Origin of the sequence: Kocuria sp. CPCC 205258 (genome assembly GCF_040981005.1) — a bacterium.
Lineage (GTDB): Bacteria > Actinomycetota > Actinomycetes > Actinomycetales > Micrococcaceae > Kocuria > Kocuria rosea.
In genome coordinates this window covers 1-18661 of sequence record NZ_JAVKPS010000012.1, presented here as the reverse complement: position 1 = coordinate 18661, position 18661 = coordinate 1, and the positions used below count along the sequence as shown (strand labels likewise).

Annotated in this window: 22 protein-coding genes and 1 pseudogene; 18 read left to right on the top strand and 5 right to left on the bottom strand. The window is 73.7% G+C overall.

Annotation, left to right across the window (positions count from 1 at the left end):
- The first annotated feature begins 21 nt into the window (after positions 1-21).
- From ureE to RF644_RS16025, 11 genes are all read left to right on the top strand, one after another.
- Positions 22-510: an urease accessory protein UreE gene (gene ureE / locus RF644_RS16075; protein WP_368797234.1), complete on the top strand. Its 489-nt coding sequence runs from the start codon at positions 22-24 to the stop codon at positions 508-510.
- Positions 491-1213, top strand: coding sequence for an urease accessory protein UreF (locus RF644_RS16070; protein ID WP_368797233.1), 723 nt, complete (start codon positions 491-493; stop codon positions 1211-1213). Before ureE ends, RF644_RS16070 begins: the two co-directional genes overlap by 20 nt.
- Positions 1214-1270: 57 nt before the next feature.
- Positions 1271-1924 (top strand): urease accessory protein UreG, encoded by a 654-nt coding sequence (gene ureG / locus RF644_RS16065; protein WP_017834793.1) that lies wholly within the window; start codon positions 1271-1273, stop codon positions 1922-1924.
- Positions 1921-2817, top strand: coding sequence for an urease accessory protein UreD (locus tag RF644_RS16060; RefSeq protein ID WP_368797232.1), 897 nt, complete (start codon positions 1921-1923; stop codon positions 2815-2817). The genes ureG and RF644_RS16060 overlap by 4 nt, the downstream gene beginning before the upstream one ends.
- 142 nt (positions 2818-2959) lie before the next feature.
- Entirely contained in the window at positions 2960-3181 is a 222-nt protein-coding gene (locus RF644_RS16055) for a hypothetical protein (protein ID WP_017834791.1), read from the top strand.
- Positions 3182-3272: 91 nt separating this feature from the next.
- Positions 3273-4220 (top strand): alpha/beta hydrolase, encoded by a 948-nt coding sequence (locus RF644_RS16050; protein ID WP_368797231.1) that lies wholly within the window; start codon positions 3273-3275, stop codon positions 4218-4220.
- Positions 4221-4356: 136 nt separating this feature from the next.
- The gene (locus RF644_RS16045; RefSeq protein ID WP_368797230.1) at positions 4357-4830 is read left to right on the top strand and encodes a hypothetical protein; all 474 of its coding nucleotides are present in this window, start codon (positions 4357-4359) and stop codon (positions 4828-4830) included.
- A 105-nt stretch (positions 4831-4935) separates the two neighbouring features.
- Entirely contained in the window at positions 4936-6390 is a 1455-nt protein-coding gene (locus RF644_RS16040) for a histidine kinase (RefSeq protein WP_368797229.1), read from the top strand.
- Positions 6390-7094, top strand: coding sequence for a response regulator transcription factor (locus tag RF644_RS16035; protein WP_017834787.1), 705 nt, complete (start codon positions 6390-6392; stop codon positions 7092-7094). The genes RF644_RS16040 and RF644_RS16035 overlap by 1 nt, the downstream gene beginning before the upstream one ends.
- Positions 7091-7993 (top strand): hypothetical protein, encoded by a 903-nt coding sequence (locus RF644_RS16030; RefSeq protein WP_368797228.1) that lies wholly within the window; start codon positions 7091-7093, stop codon positions 7991-7993. The genes RF644_RS16035 and RF644_RS16030 overlap by 4 nt, the downstream gene beginning before the upstream one ends.
- Positions 7994-8062: 69 nt before the next feature.
- A complete protein-coding gene (locus RF644_RS16025; protein ID WP_368797227.1) occupies positions 8063-9403 on the top strand; it encodes an MFS transporter in 1341 nt (446 codons plus the stop codon).
- 48 nt (positions 9404-9451) lie between these two features.
- Here the strand turns inward: RF644_RS16025 and RF644_RS16020 are convergent, their stop codons facing one another.
- Both RF644_RS16020 and RF644_RS16015 read right to left on the bottom strand, forming a co-directional pair.
- On the bottom strand, positions 9452-10483 hold the full coding sequence (locus tag RF644_RS16020) for an NAD-dependent epimerase/dehydratase family protein (protein WP_368797226.1): 1032 nt from the start codon (positions 10481-10483) through the stop codon (positions 9452-9454).
- 27 nt (positions 10484-10510) lie between these two features.
- Entirely contained in the window at positions 10511-10774 is a 264-nt protein-coding gene (locus RF644_RS16015) for a DUF3072 domain-containing protein (RefSeq protein ID WP_017834783.1), read from the bottom strand.
- A 170-nt stretch (positions 10775-10944) separates the two neighbouring features.
- Here RF644_RS16015 and RF644_RS16010 point away from each other — a divergent pair, with 170 nt between their 5' ends.
- Both RF644_RS16010 and RF644_RS16005 read left to right on the top strand, forming a co-directional pair.
- Entirely contained in the window at positions 10945-11481 is a 537-nt protein-coding gene (locus RF644_RS16010; RefSeq protein ID WP_368797225.1) for a hypothetical protein, read from the top strand.
- Positions 11482-11485: 4 nt separating this feature from the next.
- Entirely contained in the window at positions 11486-12358 is an 873-nt protein-coding gene (locus RF644_RS16005) for a RibD family protein (RefSeq protein WP_368797224.1), read from the top strand.
- 29 nt (positions 12359-12387) lie between these two features.
- Here the strand turns inward: RF644_RS16005 and bcp are convergent, their stop codons facing one another.
- The 3 genes from bcp to RF644_RS15990 form a co-directional block, all read right to left on the bottom strand.
- The gene (gene bcp, locus RF644_RS16000) at positions 12388-12855 is read right to left on the bottom strand and encodes a thioredoxin-dependent thiol peroxidase (protein WP_368797223.1); all 468 of its coding nucleotides are present in this window, start codon (positions 12853-12855) and stop codon (positions 12388-12390) included.
- A 72-nt stretch (positions 12856-12927) separates the two neighbouring features.
- The gene (locus tag RF644_RS15995; RefSeq protein WP_368797222.1) at positions 12928-13113 is read right to left on the bottom strand and encodes a hypothetical protein; all 186 of its coding nucleotides are present in this window, start codon (positions 13111-13113) and stop codon (positions 12928-12930) included.
- A gap of 178 nt (positions 13114-13291) precedes the next feature.
- Entirely contained in the window at positions 13292-14074 is a 783-nt protein-coding gene (locus tag RF644_RS15990; protein WP_368797221.1) for an SDR family oxidoreductase, read from the bottom strand.
- A gap of 202 nt (positions 14075-14276) precedes the next feature.
- Between RF644_RS15990 and uraD the strand changes: the two genes are divergently transcribed.
- The 5 genes and pseudogenes from uraD to RF644_RS15965 form a co-directional block, all read left to right on the top strand.
- The gene (gene uraD, locus RF644_RS15985) at positions 14277-14774 is read left to right on the top strand and encodes a 2-oxo-4-hydroxy-4-carboxy-5-ureidoimidazoline decarboxylase (RefSeq protein WP_133411002.1); all 498 of its coding nucleotides are present in this window, start codon (positions 14277-14279) and stop codon (positions 14772-14774) included.
- On the top strand, positions 14771-15097 hold the full coding sequence (gene uraH / locus RF644_RS15980) for a hydroxyisourate hydrolase (protein ID WP_017834776.1): 327 nt from the start codon (positions 14771-14773) through the stop codon (positions 15095-15097). The genes uraD and uraH overlap by 4 nt, the downstream gene beginning before the upstream one ends.
- Before the next feature lie 73 nt (positions 15098-15170).
- Positions 15171-16082 carry a factor-independent urate hydroxylase gene (gene pucL / locus RF644_RS15975; protein ID WP_368797220.1) on the top strand — a complete coding sequence of 304 codons (912 nt, stop codon included), beginning with the start codon at positions 15171-15173 and terminating at the stop codon, positions 16080-16082.
- A 235-nt stretch (positions 16083-16317) separates the two neighbouring features.
- A complete protein-coding gene (locus tag RF644_RS15970) occupies positions 16318-17877 on the top strand; it encodes a nucleobase:cation symporter-2 family protein (RefSeq protein WP_368797219.1) in 1560 nt (519 codons plus the stop codon).
- 140 nt (positions 17878-18017) lie between these two features.
- Positions 18018-18661, top strand: a pseudogene (locus RF644_RS15965) (pyruvate dehydrogenase (acetyl-transferring), homodimeric type); the annotation flags it as partial.

The following is an 18661-nucleotide window of genomic DNA, read 5'->3' as shown; positions in this document are numbered from 1 at the left end:
CCCACGAGAGGACCCGCACCCGTGATCGTCGAAGCCGTCCTCGGCAACCTGGCCGAGCTCACCGAGCCGGAGCGCGCCGGCCTGCACCTGGAGCGGGTCGCGCTCTCCGGGCCCGAGCTGCGCAAGCGCGTCCAGCGGGTCGTGACCGACCACGGCACCGAGGTGGGGATCCGGCTGAGCTCGCGGCGGGAGCTCAGGGACGGCGACATCCTGCACCGGGAGGGCCACAACGTCGTGGTGGTCTCGACCCTGCCCACCGACGTCCTGGTGGTCGCGCCCGCCACGATCGAGCAGATGGGCTTCGTGGCCCACTCCCTGGGCAACCGGCACCTGCCCGCCCAGTTCCTCGGCCCCGCGGCCGAGGTCCCCGAGCTGCCCGGCCACGACGGGGTCATGGTGCTCCAGTACGACCACACGGCCGAGGCCTTCCTGCGGGACGCCGGGGTGCGCTTCGCGCGCGTCGAGCGGCAGATGGAGGTCCCCTTCCGCCATGCCGAGCACACCCACTGAGCGCTCCCCCGCGGGCGCCGCCGGAGCGCTCGCCGGGACGCTCGCCGTGCTGCAGCTGGCCGACTCCGCCCTGCCCACCGGCGCGTTCGCCCACTCCCTGGGGCTCGAGACCTACGTGGACGACGGCACGGTCCACGACGAGCCGAGCTTCCTGGCCTGGGTCCGGCACTGCCTGCACCACCAGGTGGTGCCGGCGGAGGGCTGGGCGGTGCGCGCGGTCGCCACGGCGGCCGACGACGACGCCGTGTGGCGCGCCGACGACCTGCTGGCCGCCCAGGCCCTGCCCGTCCAGGTGCGGGACGCCGCGACCGCGATGGGCCGGCGGATGACCGGCATCGGCGCCGAGAACTTCCCCTCCCCCCGGCTGCTGGCCTACGCGCAGCGCCAGCGCGCCGGGACGAGCCGCGGCAGTCCCGCGGTGGCCTTCGCGCTCGTGGGAGCCGGCCTCGGCGTGGCCTGGGAGCAGCTCGCCGGCGCGTACCTCTTCTCGACCGTGACCTCCTTGACCCAGAACGCCGTGCGCGGCATCCCCATCGGCCAGAACGCAGGCCAGCGCGTGCTGCGCGCCCTGCACGAGGACGTCGCCCGCGGCGTCGAGCGGATCGGGTCCATGGCCGACCACGAGGCCGGGGCGACCAGCCCCGGCCTGGAGATCGCCCAGATGCGCCACGCCTGGCAGCGGGCCCGCATGTTCATGTCCTGACCCACCACCGCACCGACCGCACCGACCGCACCGACCGCACCGACCCAGGAGCTCACCATGACCACCGTCTCCCCCGCCCCCTCCGCGCCGACCGGCCGCGGCCCCGTGCGCATCGGCGTGGGCGGGCCCGTGGGCGCCGGCAAGACCCAGCTCGTGGAGCGGGTCACCCGGGCGCTGATCCACGAGGTCTCGATGGCCGCGATCACCAACGACATCTACACGATCGAGGACGCCAGGATCCTGGCCCGCAACGGCGTGCTGCCGCTGGACCGGATCGTGGGCATCGAGACCGGCGGCTGCCCGCACACCGCGATCCGCGAGGACACCTCGATGAACGAGGCCGCGATCGAGAAGCTGTGCGCCCAGCACCCGGACCTGCAGATCGTGTTCGTCGAGTCCGGCGGGGACAACCTCTCCGCCACGTTCAGCCCGGAGCTGGTCGACTTCTCCATCTACGTCATCGACGTGGCCCAGGGCGAGAAGATCCCCCGCAAGGCCGGGCAGGGCATGATCAAGTCCGACCTGTTCGTCATCAACAAGACCGACCTCGCCCCGCACGTCGGCGCCGACCTCGACGTCATGGCCGCGGACTCCGCCGTGTTCCGCAAGGACCGCCCGTTCTGCTTCACCAACCTCCGGACCGACGAGGGCCTCGAGCGGATCCTCGCGTGGATCCGGCACGACGTGCTGATGCTGGACATGGTCCCGTGACCGCCGCCGCGCCCGCCGCCGCGGCGCCCGGCCGGCGCGCCGCGGAGGCCGCCGCGCCGGCCTCCGCGCCGACGGGCCGGCTCGAGCTGGTGCTGGTGCCCCGCGGGGACCGGACCGTGGCGGCCCACCAGTTCCACGCCGGCGCCCTGCGCGTGCTGCGCCCGCACCACCTGGACGGGTCGGGGCAGCCGTGCTTCGTCGTCGTCAATCCCGGCGGCGGGTACCTCGGCGGGGACCGCTACGAGCTGGACGTCACGGTCGGGGCCGCCGGCACCGCTCTGGTCACCACCCAGTCCGCGACCAAGGTCTACCGCGCCCCGGCCGCCCCCGCCCGCCAGGACGTGCGTCTCGCGCTCGGCCCCGGCGCGGTTCTCGAGTACCTGCCGGACCAGCTCATCGCCTACGAGGACGCCGACTACGTGCAGTCCACGACCGTGACGATGGACCCCTCGGCCTGCCTCGTGGCGGGCGAGGTGGTCACCCCCGGGTGGGCGCCGGACGGCACCGTCTTCCGCTACCGCGGCGTGGTGCTGCGCACCGAGGTGCAGATGGGCGGGCGCACGGTGGTCCTCGACAACCTCCGCCTGCGCCCGGGGGAGGACGCCGTGGCCGGGCTCGGCTTCCTGGAGGGACGCACGCACCTCGGCTCCCTGCTGGTCGTGGACCCCCGGGCGGACCGGGAGCTGGTGGAGGAGGTCCACGACCTGCTCGCCGCGGCCGAGACCCGGTTGCCGGGGCTGCGGTGCGGGGTCTCCGAGCTGCCGGTGCCCGGCCTCGTGGTCCGCGCCCTGGGCCCCGGCTCCGCGGAGCTCACGGAGCTGCTCCTGGACGTCTCGGCGCTGCTGCGCGCGCGGTGGACGGGACAGCCGCGCGTGGCCCTGCGGAAGTACTGAACCCCGCCGGCCCTCCCTCCGGGCCCGGGGCGGCCCCCGGGACCGAGGAGAGGACATGGGACGTCAACCCGCCGGAAACGCCGCGGCCACATGCCGGGACGAGGATGGGGGAACCGGGCGCACGAGACGGAAGGGGCTCCCCATGACCGCGAGCAACAGATGGATCCTGGGCCTGGCCCGGGTGCGGCCGGGTGACCGGATCGAGGCCTGGGAGCACCGGCAGCCCCGCTTCACCGGCACGGTCAGCGAGGTGGTCCCGCAGCTGGGGATCGCCTGGGTCCTCGAGGACCGCACGGGACTCCGGCGGCTGGTCTCGATCCGGGGCCACCGGCTGCGCCGGTCCGAGCTGGTGACCTCGGCCTGACCGCCCGGGACCCTGGCATCGGCGTCGGAACGCGCGCACGATGGACCCCACGGGCGGGCACCAGGGCCCGCCGCGGCCGGTGGAGGACACGATGCCAGAGGCTCTCACGTTCGACTCGGGCGGCGTCCCGTGCGCCGCCGCGCTGTACCGCCCGGCGCCGGCCGGCGCCGCGGCGCCCTGCGTGGTCATGGGCCACGGCTTCACCGGCACCCAGGACCAGCTGGCCGAGCACGCCGCCGGCCTCGTGGAGCACGGCCTGGCCGTGCTGACCTTCGACTACCGGCGGTTCGGCCGCAGCGGCGGCGCACCCCGGCAGGTCGTGGACGCCGCGGAGCAGCTCGAGGACTGGCGCGCGGCCGTACGCCTGGCCCGCTCCCTGCCCGGCCTCGACCCGGCCCGCACCGCGCTGTGGGGCAGCTCGCTGTCCGGCGGGCACGTCCTGCGGCTGGCCTCCGAGGACCGGCGGACCCGGGCCGTGGTCGCCCAGGTGCCGGAGTTCGGCAAGGGCTCCGAGAGCACGGTCGGCGAGATCCGGGCCAAGAAGCGGCAGGAGCACATCCCGTTCGGGCTGCTCCTGCGGACCACCGTCCGGCTGCTGGCCGCCGCGGTCCGCGACGAGCTGCGGGGACGGCGTGGGCTGCCCCCGCGCTGCATCCCGGTGTTCGCGCTCCCCGGGGACGTGGGCGCGATCATCGACCCGGACAGGGACCGGTACCTGGAGCACGCCGTGAGGACGGGTCCTTCCTGGCGCAACGAGTTCGCGCCCCGGCTGCTTCTCCACCCTCCCGTGTACCTGCCGGGCACCGCCGAACGGGTGCGGGCGCCGCTGCTCGTGTGCGTCGCGGAGCAGGACACCGAGACGGATCCGCGGCGGGCCGCGCGGATCGCCCGGGCGGCGCCCCGGGGCGAGGTCGTGACGTACCCGGTGGGGCACTTCGCGGTCTACGAGGACCCCGTGCGCTCGCGCCTGCTCGAGGACCAGGCCCGGTTCCTGGTCCGCCACCTCCGCCCCGGGGCGGAGCCGGCCGGCGGCCGCTGACCGTTCCCTCGCCCGGAGCGGCCGAGGCTCCGCCTGCCGGGGGAGGCCCCGGGGCGGGCCGCGCCGATAGCGTGCTGGGAGCGGCCCCGGCGACGGACGCGGGCCGGCCGCGCCGACCTCCCCCGGAAGGATCCCGATGATCGACGCCCTGCAGGAATTCACCTCCTCCCTGCCGCCGCTGCTCCAGTGGCTGGGGGTGGTGGTGGCAGGAGCGATCCCGTTCGTCGAGTCCTACTTCGGGTCCGTCGTCGGCGTCCTGGCCGGCCTCGACCCGGCGATCGCCGTCGGGGCCGCCGTCGTCGGCAACGTCGCCTCCATGCTGGCGCTGGTCCTGGGCGCGCACGGCCTCCGCCGCAGGTTCGCCGGAGACCCCCGGGAGCCCTCGCCCCGGCAACAGAGACTGCGCCGGGCCTTCGACAGGTACGGTGTGGCCGGTGTGAGCCTGCTCGGCCAGACCATCCTGCCCAGCCAGATCACGGCCACCGCCATGGTCTCCTTCGGTGCGGACCGCAACGCCGTCATCCGGTGGCAGATCGTCTCCATCGTCCTGTGGGGCGTCGCCTTCGGCACCCTCGCGGCCATGGGCGTCGGCCTGCTGGACGCCGGCTGAGCCGCGCCGGCGCCCGGAGCGCCGGACCGGGGTGCGGAAAACCGCAGGCGCACCAGGTGGAGAACGTCGCTGCGGCGACGACCCCCGCGACCGTAGCGTGAGGGCATGAGCACACCGCACGAGACCCGACCCCTTCCACCCGTACCGTGGGCCAGCCCCGGCACCGATCCCGGCACCGATCCCGACACCGGGAGCCCCGGCGACGCCCCCGGCACCGGTCGTGGGAGCCCGGACGACGCACCCCGCCCCGCGGGCGGTTCCAGGCCCGCGGGCCCCGCCGCCGGGGCCCGGTCCCGGGAGTGGGGACCCTGGTCCCCCAGGACCCTGTTCTTCGGCACCACCGACCTCGTGGTGGACGCCGCGCTCGGCACGCTGTGGCTGACGGCCCTGGTCTCCCTGGTCTCCGCCGGCTTCGCCTCGCTCGCCGCCCTGGTGGGCGTGGTCCTGCTCGTGGCCGCGATCTACGCGGTCCGCGGGATCGAGTGGGTCGAGCGCCGCCGCACGCAGGCGGCGTTCGGGCTGCACCTGCCCGCCCCGCGCCGGCGGCGCTCGCCCCGCACCGACGGCTGGCGGATCGTCCACCAGTGGTGGCTGGACGTCTCCGACGCCGCGTTCTGGACGGGACTGCTGCACCTGCTCCTCACCACGGTCCTGGGCTGGGTCGCCGTGGCGGCCCTGGCCGGCACCGGCGCCGCCGTCGCCCTGGCCTTCGCGCCGCTCTACGCCGCGCCGAACAACCCGCTCTGGCCCTCCGAGGTGATCGGGACGTGGCCGGACTGGGCCGTGGTCCTGACCGGGATCACCCTGGTCCTCCTCGGGCTGCTCGTCGTGGTCCTCGCCGTGGCCGCGCACCGGGGCCTGTCCCGGCTGCTGCTCCGGGTGGACGAGGCGGCGGAGCTGCGCCGCCGGGCCGCCGAGGCCGCGGCCGCCCGCGAGACCGCCGTCCGCGGCGCCCGCACCGAGCGCTCCCGGATCGAGCGGGACCTGCACGACGGCGTGCAGCCCCAGCTCGTGTCCGTGGCCATGAACCTGTCGATGGCCCAGCGCCGGATCGACCACGACCCCGCCGGGGCCAAGGACCTCATCGGGGAGGCGCACGCCACCACCAAGGCCGCGATCGCCGAGCTGCGCCGCCTGGCCAGGGGCTTCCACCCGGCGGTCCTGGAGGACCGGGGCCTCGACGCCGCCCTCTCCGCCGTGGCCGCCCAGTCCCCCGTCCCGGTCGCCGTGGACGTGCGGGTGCCGCGGCTGGCGCCGGAGACCGAGGCCGCCGTGTACTTCGCGGTCTCCGAGGGCATCGCCAACATCGTCAAGCACGCCCAGGCCGGCGCCGCGTCGGTGCGGGTGGGCCTGGAGACCGATCCCGCGGGAGGCACGCGCGTGGTCGCCCGGATCGCCGACGACGGCCGCGGCGGCGCCGTGGTGGTCCCCGGCGGCGGCCTGTCCGGGATCGCCGACCGGATCCGCTCCGCGGGCGGGCACTTCTTCCTCGACTCCCCCGCGGGCGGGCCGACCGAGCTGACCGTCGAGCTGCCGGTCGCCCGGGGGGCGGGATCCTGATGCGCATCGTCATCGCCGAGGACGCCGTCCTCCTGCGCGCGGGCCTCGTCCGCCTGCTCACCGAGGCCGGCCACGAGGTGGTCGCCGACGTCGACACCGCGGAGGACCTGCTCCGGGCCGTCGAGGAGCACGAGCCGGACTTCGCCCTCGTGGACGTGCGGCTGCCGCCGACGTTCACGGACGAGGGCATCCGAGCCGCCGTCCTCGTCCGCTCCCAGCACCCGCGGATCGCGGTGCTCGTGCTCTCGCAGTACGTCGAGGAGCGCTACGCCTCGGAGCTCATCGCGTCCCGCCGGGACGGGCTGGGGTACCTGCTCAAGGACCGCGTCGCGGACGTCGACCAGTTCCTCGAGTCCGTGGAGACCGTGGGCGCGGGCGGCACCGTCCTGGACCCGGAGGTCGTCTCCCAGCTGCTCGTGCGCTCGCGGCACCGCCAGGACCTGGAGCTCCTCTCCCCGCGGGAGCACGAGGTGCTCGGGCTCATGGCCCAGGGGCTCTCCAACGCCTCGGTCGCCGCGAACCTCTTCCTCACCGAGTCCTCGGTGGAGAAGCACATCCGCTCCGTGTTCACCAAGCTGGGCCTCGCCCACGAGGACGGCGGCAACCGCCGCGTCCGCGCGGTCCTGCGCTACCTCGGCTACCCGGACCCCGGGCCCGGCCACACCCCGTCCGCAAACCCGTCCCACCAGGAGCACCGGCCATGAGCACCCACCCCGAGCACCCCGCCGCCCACGACTCCTCCCACGACGTCGTCAGCGACAACGAGCGCACGGCCTGGCTCGTCCCCACCGCCGTGCTCGGCGGCATCGGCGCCCTCCTCCTGCTGGGCGCCGGCGGCGCGACCGCCGCCGCGTCCCTGTCCGTCCAGGAGCACCGGGTGGACACCACCGTGACCGAGTCCGTGGACACGGTCGTGGTCGACGGCCGGTCGGCGGTCGTCGAGGTCGTGACGGCCGACGTCCCCGATCTGCGCGTGGAGTCCGTGTACGCCGGGTTCCGGCTCGAGAGCGCCCCCGAGCCCCGGGTCGAGGACGGCCGGCTGAGCATCGACGCCCTCCCGTCCCGCTCCTGGCCGGGCGCCGGCAGCGGGATGCACGTGCGGATCACCGTCCCGGCCGGGGACGAGCCCGTGGACCTGCGGCTCTCCGGGGACGCCGGCGCCCTCAGCGTCGAGGGCGACTTCGGCGACGTCCGGCTCGACACGGAGGCCGGCGTGATCGAGGCGAGCGGCAGCGCCCGCGCCCTGTGGGCGTCCTCGGAGGTCGGCGCCGTGGACCTCGACGGGATCCGGGTGCGCGAGGACCTGGACGTGCACACCGAGGTCGGGGCCACCGAGGTCCGGCTCGTCGGCGAGGCCCCGCGGCGCGTGGCCGTCACCACCCGGGCGGGGGCCGTCGAGGCCGCGGTCCCGGACGCCGACTGGTGGACCCCCGCGGTGGCCGGCGCGGACGACCGCGACCCCGAGGACCTGACGGCGGCCACGGTCTGCGCCGCCGTCCCCGACGACCGCCCCTGCCTGTACGTGGCCTCGGCCGTGGGCGCGGCGGAGATCACCTACGGCGGCCGGTCCGCCGCCCCTGGCAGCGGGGCGTCCGGCCGGTAGACTGGGCCCTGTTGTCCGGGTCGGGCGCACCGGGAGGGGGGACGGTGCGCACATCCTCCGAGGACCCCTGTGAACCCCCTGACCACCCCTTCCACGGCCGAGCGCGCGGCCCGCGTGCCCGCCGCCCCGGCCCCCGCCGCGGAGCACCCCGCGGCCGTCCCGCACGGCACCGGCCGCCGGACGACGCCCTCGTCCGGCGGCCGGTACGCCCGGCTCGTGCAGCTCGCCGGGCGCGACTTCCTGCCGATCGCCTTCGCGGCCCGCCTGCCCCTGGCCATGCTCACCGTCGGGGCGCTCACCCTCGCCACCGCCGTCAGCGGCTCCTACGTCGTCGGAGGGCTGGCCGCCGGCGCCGTCGGGGTCGGCTCGGCGCTGGGCGGGCCCCTGATGGGCCACCTCGCCGACCGCCTGGGCCAGCGGGCCGTGCTGCTGGTCTCCGCCCTCGCCCACGCCGCGGCCATCGCGCTGCTGCTGGTCACCGCCTACGCCCCCGCGGGCCCGGACGCGCCGGCCGTGCCGCTGCTCGTCGGCGCGTCCCTGCTCGTGGGCGCCACCTGCCCCCAGGTCGGCCCGCTGGCCCGGGTGCGGTGGCGCGGCCTGGTCGGCGGGAACCGGCGCGAGCTGGACACCGCCCTGTCCTACGAGTCCACCGCCGACGAGCTGACCTTCGTGCTCGGCCCGGCCCTGGTCGGTGTCCTGGCCTCCCTGGCCGCACCCTGGTCCCCCTTCGTCCTCGCGGCCGTCCTGACCCTCACCATGGTCACGACCTTCGCCGTGCACCCCACGCGCCTGGCGGTCCCGGCCGTCTCGCGCGAGGACCGGCGCCGGGCGGCGGCCCGTCCCGTTCCCGGCCGCGAACGGGTCCTCGTGCTGCTCCCCGTCCTGGGGATGGTGGCCATGGGCGCGTTCTTCGGCGCCGTGCAGAACGGTCTCAACGCCTTCGGCGGCGAGTTCGGCATCCAGAGCGCGACCGGTCTGCTCTACGCCGTGCTCGGCATCAGCTCGGCGGCCGCGGCCCTGTCGGTGGCGTGGTGGCCGCAGCGCTTCCCGCCCGCCTCCCGCTGGCTGGTCAGCTCCGGCGCCATGGCCGTCCTGAGCCTGCTGTTCCTGCTGCCGAGCGGGATCGGGTCGATGCTCGTGGTGCTGCTGCTCGCCGGTCTGCCGCTGGGGCCCGCCATGGTCACGATCTACACCATCGGCGGGGACGTCGCCCGGCCGGAGCGGCTGGGCACGGTCATGACGATGCTCGCGAGCGGCGTGGTCCTCGGCTCCGCCGTGGGCGCGGCGTCGGCCGGGCTCCTGGCCGAGACCGCCGGGCACCGGGGCGCGTTCGCCGCCGCGGTCGGCGCGGCCTGCGCCATGGTGCTGATCAGCGCGGTGCTGGCCGTGCTCCGGCGTCGGGACCGCTGACCCGCGGGACGTCCGGGTCCACGGACCCGCCCGGCGGGGCCGGCGCGGTCAGACCAGCGGCGACCGTGGCCGGTGCTCCCTGTTGCCCAGGCCCTCCCGGCCGTCCAGGTGGTCGATGAGCTCCCGCAGCGCCTCGAGCGAGCTCACGGTCTCCGACCAGCCGGTGACCTCGCGGATGCGGGTGGTGTCCATGATCGGCACGGCGCCGGCGAGGTCGATCCAGCCGGGGTCGGTGGGCTGCAGCCGCAACCGATAGGTGATCGCCACGAGCGCGCGGACCAGGGCCGGCGGCACGGGCAGCACGCGCCGGGCGCCGAGCACCTGCGCCACGCCGTCGGCGCCGAGCACCGGCTCGGCGGCGACGTTGAACGCCCCGCCGGCCCGGTGCTGGATGACCCGCCAGAACGCGTCCGCGACGTCGTCGGTGTGCAGCGTCTGGAAACGGAACTTCTCGGGGAACGGCAGCACGGGCAGGCGCAGCCGGGCGATGAGCTTCCTGGGCACGAGGGCGCCGAAGAAGTAGTCCCCGATCTCGGGGGCTGCGTCCGCCTGGAACAGGAAGCCGGGCCGCAGCCGGGTCACCACGATCCCGGGGTGGGCCTCCTCGAACCGGTTGAGCAGCGCCTCCGTCTCGGCCTTCTGCACGTTGTAGTGCGAGGTCTCGACCCCGCCGACCGGCCAGGACTCGTCCACGGCCCGGTCCTTGGGGCCGGGGCTGTAGGCGCCGAGCGAGGAGGGGTAGACGATCTGGGGCACGCCGGCGAGCACCACGGCGTCGAGCACGTGGACGAGGCCGTCCACGTTCGTCTCGTGCATCAGCGCGAAGTCCCGGTTCGGGCGGATGAGCCACACGAGGTGGATCACGGCGTCCGCGCCGGCCATGATCTCCGCCAGCGCCGCGGTGGACTCCTTCGCGGCGACGTCGACGGTGTGCCACTCCACGCCGTCGTAGGGCTCCCCGCCCCGCTCGGGCCCCTCGCGGGAGACCCCGACGATGTGGGTGACCTCCGGCGCGGCGTGCAGCCGGCGGAGCACCGCGGTGCCCACGTTGCCCGTGGCTCCCAGGACGACGATCTTCACGGTGCTCCCCCTCCGCCGGTGCAGGACCTACTGGTCCTGCACCCTGCCGCTCTCGCCCTGCAGGCGGTCGATGTGCTTGGACGCCTCGGCCTTCGTGAGGTCCGCCGGCAGCTCCTCGCCGGCCTCGCGGGCCAGGGTGTCGAGGTAGCTGCGCTGCGCGCTGGTCATCGGCTCCTCGCCGGTGGCCCACTCGTCCGGGTCGCGGTCGAGCCCGCTGCCCGGCTCGGGGCTGGATGCGCCGATGGTCTGCTGCTCGTCGGGGTCCGGGGATCCGCTCGCGTTCTCAGTCATGCGCCCCATGATAGTCACATCCCTTATGGTTTCCGCCCCGCCCGGCGGCCCCGCACGCCGTCCCGCCGCACCCCTCCTGCCGCGAGGGGGACGGAGTCAGTAGGCTGGTGGCCCCGGGGAGATCCGTGCTGGGCCCCGGCGACGCCCTTCCCACGAGCGAGGAGAAGCAGATGAGCGAGCAGCCGCCCACCGGCCCGAACGGCGCCGCGGGCGCCGGAGTCCGGTCCGACAAGCTCGAGGCCTACATGCTCGGGCACTACATGGGGGCCCTCTCCGGGGTGCGGCTCTTCGACGAGGCGGCCACCACGTGGGCCGGCACCCCCTACGAGGGCCGGTTCGCGGTGTTCGTCGACGAGATCAAGGACGACATCGGCCGCCTCGAGGCGATGATCGACCGCCTGGGCTCCGGCCGGCGCACGGTGGCCAAGGGGCTCGGGACCGTCACCGGCATCGCCTCCCGCCTCAACCCGCTGAGCCGGATCCGGGAGCGGACCGGCATCGCCGCCCACGGTGAGCTCGAGATGCTGCAGTCCCTGGTGGTCGCCAAGCGCAGCATGTGGGTCACGCTCCTGGAGCTCGCCCCCGCCGAGCCACGCCTCGACGCCGAGGAGCTGAGCACCCTCGAGGCCGGGGCCGCCGACCAGTACGACCGCCTGCGGGCCATCGCCGCGGAGACGGCACGGGACCGGTTCCTCGCCCGGGACTGACCCCGTGATCGACAGCTCCGCGCCCCGCGGCACCGGGGCCGCCCCACCGCCCGCGGACGACGACGCCTCCGGCCCGGCCGCCCCGGACGCCTCCGGCCCGGCCGCCCCGGACGCCTCCGGCCCGGCCGCCCCGGACGCCTCCCCCGCCGCCTGGGAGGCGCTGCTCGCCGGCCGGACCGGCCCCGTGCCGCCGCCGGGGGCGGAGCTCGTCGAACGCTACGGACCGCTCGTGGCGCACCGGGGGCCCCTCGTCCTCGCACAGCTGGGACAGAGCCTGGACGGGTTCATCGCCTCGCGCACCGGGCACGCCGAGTTCGTGACCGGCCCGGAGGACCGGGAGCACCTGCACCGGTTGCGCGCGCTCGTGGAGGCCGTGGTCGTGGGCGTCGGCACCGTGGTCGCCGACGACTGCCGGCTGACCGTCCGCGCCGTGCCCGGCCCCCATCCCACCCGGGTGGTCCTGGACCCCTCGGCGCGCGCCCCGCTGACCTCGGCCGTGCTCACGGACGGCGCCGCGCCCACGCTGTGGGTCGTGGGCGAGGACGCGGACGCGCCCGCGGCGCCCGCGCCGCACGTCGCGGTGCTGCGGGTGCCCGTGGGCGAGCCCGGGCTGGCACCCCGGGCCGTGCTCGAGGCGCTGGCCCGGCGGGGCCTGCGGCGAGTGCTCGTGGAGGGCGGCGGACGCACCGTCTCCGGGTTCCTCGCCGCCGGGACGCTGCACCGTCTCTACCTCACCACCGCGCCCATGCTCATCGGGGACGGGGTGCCCGGCATCCGGTTCCCCGGCGCGGACCACCTCTCCGGGGCGCTGCGCGCCCCGGTGCGCCGCTTCGTGCTCGGCGACGACCTCTGCACCGAGCTGACCTTCCGGGCCTGAGCCCATCCGGGTCCGACGACCGGTGCGGCTCAGGCGCCCAGCCGCTCCCGCAGGCTCTTGACGTGGCCCTCGGCCTGGACGTTGTACTCCGCGGAGCTCACGGTGCCGTCCTGCTCGATGACGAAGGTCGAGCGGAGCGGGCCGGTCCGGGTCTCCCCGTTGACCGTCTTCTCCCCCCAGGCACCCCATGCCCGGGCGGCCTGACCGTCGGGGTCGGAGAGCAGCCGGTAGGGAAGGTGGTACTCCTCGGCGAATCGGGACAGGGTCTCGGGGTCGTCCCCGGAGACCCCGAGCACGGTGTAGCCCAGGTGCTGGAGCGAGGCGAGGCTGTCCCGGAAGTCGCACGCCTCGGAGGTGCAGCCGGGGGTGAAGGCCTTGGGATAGAAGTAGACGATCACCTTGTGGTCGCGCAGCTCGGAGAGCCGGACCTGCTGTCCTTCGTGGTCGGTCAGTGCGAGGTCGGGGGCCTGCCGGCCGGGACGGATCTGCTGGGTCATGGGTTCTCCTCGAGGGGTGGATCGGTGGAGCGAGCCGGCGCGCTGGTCTGCTCCGGCTCCTGGAGGACGTGGTTACGGGAGGCGTCGAGCGGCCACGCGGCCCACCATCGCGCCCACGCAGGCCGAGGACACCGCGAGCGCCCACAGCGGTGCGGTCCGCCGATGCCGGTGCAGCGGGCGACTGAGGTCCGGGTCGCAGTCGATGGCGGTGTAGTCGAAGAAGATCGCGGGTGCGGGCGACGGCGCGGTGTGGTTCACGGGTTCCTCCAGGATTCGTACCATGGAATTAAGTTTCCACAATATGAAATTAATACCTCTCGGGGCGCTCGTCAAGAGGGATCGCGAGAACGGGTGCCCCCCGGAGACAGTGTCGCGGAGACAGTGTCGCGGAGACAGTGTCGCGGAGATCCCCCGCGCGGAGTGCGGCACCGATCCGTCAGCCGCGGCCGGCGAACGGCATCCCCGAGGCGGTCAGCACGAGCGAGTTCACCGTGGCGGAGGCGGGCAGCTCGGCCATCATCAGCACCGCCCGCCCCACCTCCTCGACAGGGAAGCTCGGTTCCGGTCGCAGCGTGCCGTCGGCCTGCAGGGCGCCACCGTCCGTGCCCAGGCCCGCCAGCAACTCCGTGGCCGCGTTGCCGATGTCGATCTGCCCGCAGGTGATGCCGTAGGGGCGCCCGTCCAGATCCAGGGACCGGGTGAGGCCGGTGACGGCGTGCTTGCTCGCGGTGTAGGCCGCGGACAGGGGCCGGGGCGCGTGCGCGGAGATCGAGCCGTTGTTGATGATCCGCCCACCCCGGGGCTGCTGCCGCTTCATGATCCGGACGGCCTGCGCCGAGCACAGGAACGTGCCGGTGAGGTTGACCTCCAGGGTGCGCTGCCACTCCGCGGGATCGATCTCGTCCGCCCCGCCGCGAGGCCCGAAGGTGCCCGCGTTGTTGAACAGCACGTCGATCCGCCCGGTCAGCCGCTCGATCTCCCGGAAGGCCGAGGCCACGCTCTCGGCGTCGGCAACATCCACCGGGACGATCCGGGCGCCCGGCGCCCCGGCGGCGGTCTCCTCCAGGGCGGCACGCCGCCGGCCGGCGAGCACCACCACCCACCCGGCCGCCAGGAAGGCACGCGCCACCGCGCGGCCGATCCCCGAGCCGGCCCCCGTCACCACGAACACCTTCTCCTCCGCACCCGCACCGCCGTGCCGATCCCCTGCTCCATCCATGACGTTCCCTCCGTACTCCCTCGGCATGGCCGCAATTCTCCTGCCCCGCAGTGAAACCGAAGTTTCACGCCCGGCACCTCTCTGCAAAAAATCAGTAACACAAGGATGCAACCATTGACTTCAGGCTTGTGAGCCAGTTCACTATACGTAGTGAAAGTTTTCTTCCACATTACGGAATACAGAGAGGTGGCAGGCACACTCCATGAAGCTCACCGCGTTCAACTCCCTCAACAGGACCCAGGCGGCCGAGGTCGTCCGTCCTGCGCTCGACATCCCGCGCTGGGTGGAGGCCGTGGTCGACGCCCGGCCCTACGCCCACCATGATGCCCTGCTCAGCACGGCCCGGACGGCCGCGAAACCGTTCGGCGCCGAGGAGATCGAGAGAGCCCTGTCCCACCACCCTCGCATCGGCGAGCGGGCGGAGGGCGACCACGCGGAGGCCGGGCTGTCGCGAGCGGAGCAGTCCGCGGTCGACCCCACGGACACCGACGTCCAGCAGCGCCTGCGCGAGGGCAACCTCGCCTACGAGGAGCGGTTCGGCCAGGTGTTCCTCATCCGCGCCGCCGGGCGCACCCCCGAGGAGATCCTCGACCAGCTCTCCGCCCGCATGGACAACGACCCCGGGACGGAGCAGGCCGTGGTCGCCGACCAGCTGCGCCAGATCGCCCTCCTCCGACTCGAAGGACTCGTCACCCCATGAGCTACGTCACCGCCCACGTCCTCGACTCCGTCACCGGCACCCCCGCCCAGGGGATCGCCGTGGCCCTCGAGGCCGCCGACGGCACCTCCATCGCGACCGCCGAGACCAACGCCGACGGACGCGTGCCCGAACTGGGCCCAGAGACCCTGGAATCCGGCGACTACCGGATCACCTTCGCCACGGGACAGTACTTCGCCGGCCGGAACCAGCCGACGTTCTACCCGTTCGTGACGGTGAACTTCACGGTGCAGGCCGAGGAGAGGCACTACCACGTGCCGCTCCTGCTGAGCCCGTTCGCCTTTTCCACCTACCGGGGCAGTTGACCCAGGAGTCGACGGGTCAGCCCGTCTTCGACCGCCCCGATCAGCAGAAACCTCGAGTGCAAGGAGAAACGTCATGACCGACGTCATCACCGAGAAGACCACGGACACCGTCGTCCTGGGCAAGAACCAGTACGGCAAGGCCGAGAACCACGTGGTGCGCATCAACCGCGACACCGACCGCCACGAGATCCGCGACCTCGTGGTCACCTCGCAGCTGCGCGGCGACCTGGAGGAGGTGCACACCCTCGGCGACAACGCCCACTGCGTGCCCACGGACACGCAGAAGCAGACCGTGTTCGCCTTCGCCCAGCAGTACGGGATCGAGTCCCCCGAGCAGTTCCTGCTCAAGCTCGCCGACCACTTCACCGGCGAGTTCGACTGGATCACCGGTGGTCGCTGGGCGGCCCAGGAGTACGCGTGGAACCGCATCAACGACCACGACCACTGCTTCGTGCAGCACAAGGACGAGGTGCGCACCGCGGTGGTCGTCGCCGACGGCGAGGAGCGCACGGTGATCTCCGGGTTCAAGGACCTCACCGTCCTGAAGTCCACGCAGTCCGGCTTCACGGGCTACCCGAAGGACAAGTACACGGTCCTGCCCGAGACCGAGGACCGGATCATGTCCACGGACGTGGCCACCCGGTGGCGGTACAACACCACCGACGTGGACTACGACGCCGTCTACGAGAACGTCAAGAAAATCATCCTCGCCAAGTTCACCGACCACTACTCCAAGGCCCTGCAGGAGACCCTCTACCTGATGGGCAAGGCCGTCATCGAGGCCCACCCGGAGATCGACGAGATCAAGTTCTCGTGCCCGAACAAGCACCACTTCGTGTACGACCTCGGCTTCTGCGGCCTCGAGAACGACAAGGAGACCCACTGGGCGGCCGACCGCCCCTACGGACTCATCGAGGCCACGATCCAGCGCAAGAGGGCCGCGGAGAACGAGTCCGCCTGGATGGGCATCGCCGGCTTCTGCTGAGCACCACACTCCCCGGTGCCGCCCACGGCGGCACCGGCCGGGGTCCGTCGTCGTCCGTGCGCGACGACGGCGGGCCCCGCACCCTCCTGCGGGCGGCGCCCACGCTGCCGGCTCGCCCGGCGCCCCGCGGCGCCCACCGCGCATCGCGCACCTCTCCACCTCCTCGCTCCGCCCCGGTCCCGCTCCGACGCCGGCACCGGGTCTCTCCCGTCACCAGGATCCTTAGGAGAACACCATGGCCAGGTCACGCACCGCCGAGCCGCCCACCACCACCCGCGCCCGCCCCGAGGACGAGTACCTCGGCGCGGGCGCCAGCCTCGGCTACGGGCTGCAGCACGTGCTCACCATGTACGGCGGCATCATCGCGCCGCCGCTCATCATCGGCGGGGTCGCCGGCATGACCCCGCAGGAGCAGGGTCTGCTCATCGCGGCCTCGCTGTTCGTGGGCGGGCTCGCCACGGTCCTGCAGTCCTGGGGCTTCAAGTTCTTCGGCTCGCAGCTGCCGCTCGTGCAGGGCACCTCCTTCGCCGGCGTGGCCACCATGACCGCGATCGTCCAGAGCGGCGGCGGCATCCAGGCCGTCTTCGGCGCCGTCATCGTCGCCTCGGTCGTCGGCTTCCTCATCACCCCGTTCTTCGTGAGCATCATCCGCTTCTTCCCGCCGGTCGTCACCGGCGTGGTGATCACGTCCATCGGCCTCACGCTGTTCCCGGTGGCGGCCCGCTGGGCCATGGGCGGCAACGCGCAGTCCCCCGAGTACGGCTCGGTCGGCAACATCGCCCTGGCCGGCCTGACCCTGCTGATCATCATGCTGCTCTCCAAGCTCGGCAGCGCCGCCATCTCCCGGCTCTCCATCCTCATCGGCCTGGTGCTCGGCACGGCCGCGGCCGCGGCGCTGGGCATGGCGGACTTCAGCCAGGTGCTCAGCGGCGACATCTTCGCCGTCCCGCAGCCACTGGCCTTCGGTCCCCCCGTGTTCGAGGTGGCGGCCATCCTCTCCATGTTCATCGTCATCCTCGTGACCCTCACCGAGACCACCGCCGACATCATCGCGGTCGGCGAGATCGTCGACACGAAGGTCGACAAGAAGCGCATCGCCGACGGCCTGCGCGCGGACATGGCCTCCTCCGCCCTGGCCCCCCTCTTCAACGGCTTCACCCAGAGCGCCTTCGCCCAGAACGTCGGGCTCGTGGCCATCACCGGCGTCAAGAGCCGCTTCGTGGTCACGGCCGGCGGCCTCATCCTCGTGACCCTCGGCCTGCTGCCCGTGCTCGGGCGGGTCGTCGCGGCGGTCCCGCCGCCCGTGCTGGGCGGGGCCGGCATCGTGCTCTTCGGCAGCGTGGCCGCCTCCGGCATCCGCACCCTGGCGAAGGTGGACTTCGGCAACGGCGCCAACCTGATCATCGTGGCCACCTCCCTCGGGTTCGGCATGCTGCCCATCGCCGTGCCCGAGATCTACGCGAACTTCCCGGCCTGGTTCGAGACGATCTTCCACTCCGGCATCAGCTCGGCGGCCGTGATGGCGATCCTGCTCAACATCCTGTTCAACGAGTTCCGCGCCGGCAACCCACCGCGGGGCACCGGCTCCGTCTTCGCCAACGCCCCGGTGCGCGCGGTGCGCTACGAGAGCATCGAGCACCTGCAGGACCACCTCCAGGAGGGCGACACGGTCAGGAACGGCAAGCTCGTGGACTGCGACGGCAACGAGGTGCCCGTCATCACCGCCGCCGGCGAGATCATCGACACCAGGGTCTGCAAGCCCCAGGACGGCTCCGGCGGCTCGTCCGCACACTGACCCGCCGACGAACCTCCACCGGTCTTCTGCGGCGCCGGGGATCCCGGCGCCGCAGAAGGCCGGTCGGACGCGCCTCTCCTCCACCCCTGGCTTTCTCCACCCATGACCCCTGAGAAAGAGTTGACGTGACCCCTGAGCACATGGTTGAACACCGCAACCGGCCGACCCCCGAGGCCCCGGACAGCACATCGGCCGCAGCCGCGCAGTGGCTGGGTTCCTTCGAGGACCTCGTCGAGAAGCAGGTGCGGGAGCGGACGCAGTACCTCCTGCAGTCGTCGGCACCACGACCCGGGTCCGCTGGCCCGGCCGCGCCGACGGTCACCACGGACTACGTGAACACGATCCCCGTGGACCAGGAGCCGGAGTTCCCCGGCGACGAGGAGATCGAGCGCACCTACCGCCGCTGGCTGCGCTGGAACGCCGCCGTGATGGTGCACCGGGCCCAGCGCCCCGAGATCGGCGTGGGCGGGCACATCTCCACCTACGCCGGCGCGGCCACCCTCTACGAGGTCGGCTTCAACCACTTCTTCCGCGGCCCCGACCATCCCGGCGGCGGGGACCAGGTCTTCTTCCAGGGCCACGCCTCCCCGGGCATGTACGCCCGGGCGTTCCTGGAGGGGCGGCTCACCGAGGAGCAGCTGGACGGGTTCCGGCAGGAGAAGTCCAAGGGCAGCAACGGCATCCCGTCCTATCCGCACCCCCGGTCCATGCCGGACTTCTGGCAGTTCCCGACCGTGTCCATGGGCATCGGCCCGATGAACGCGATCTACCAGGCGCAGTTCAA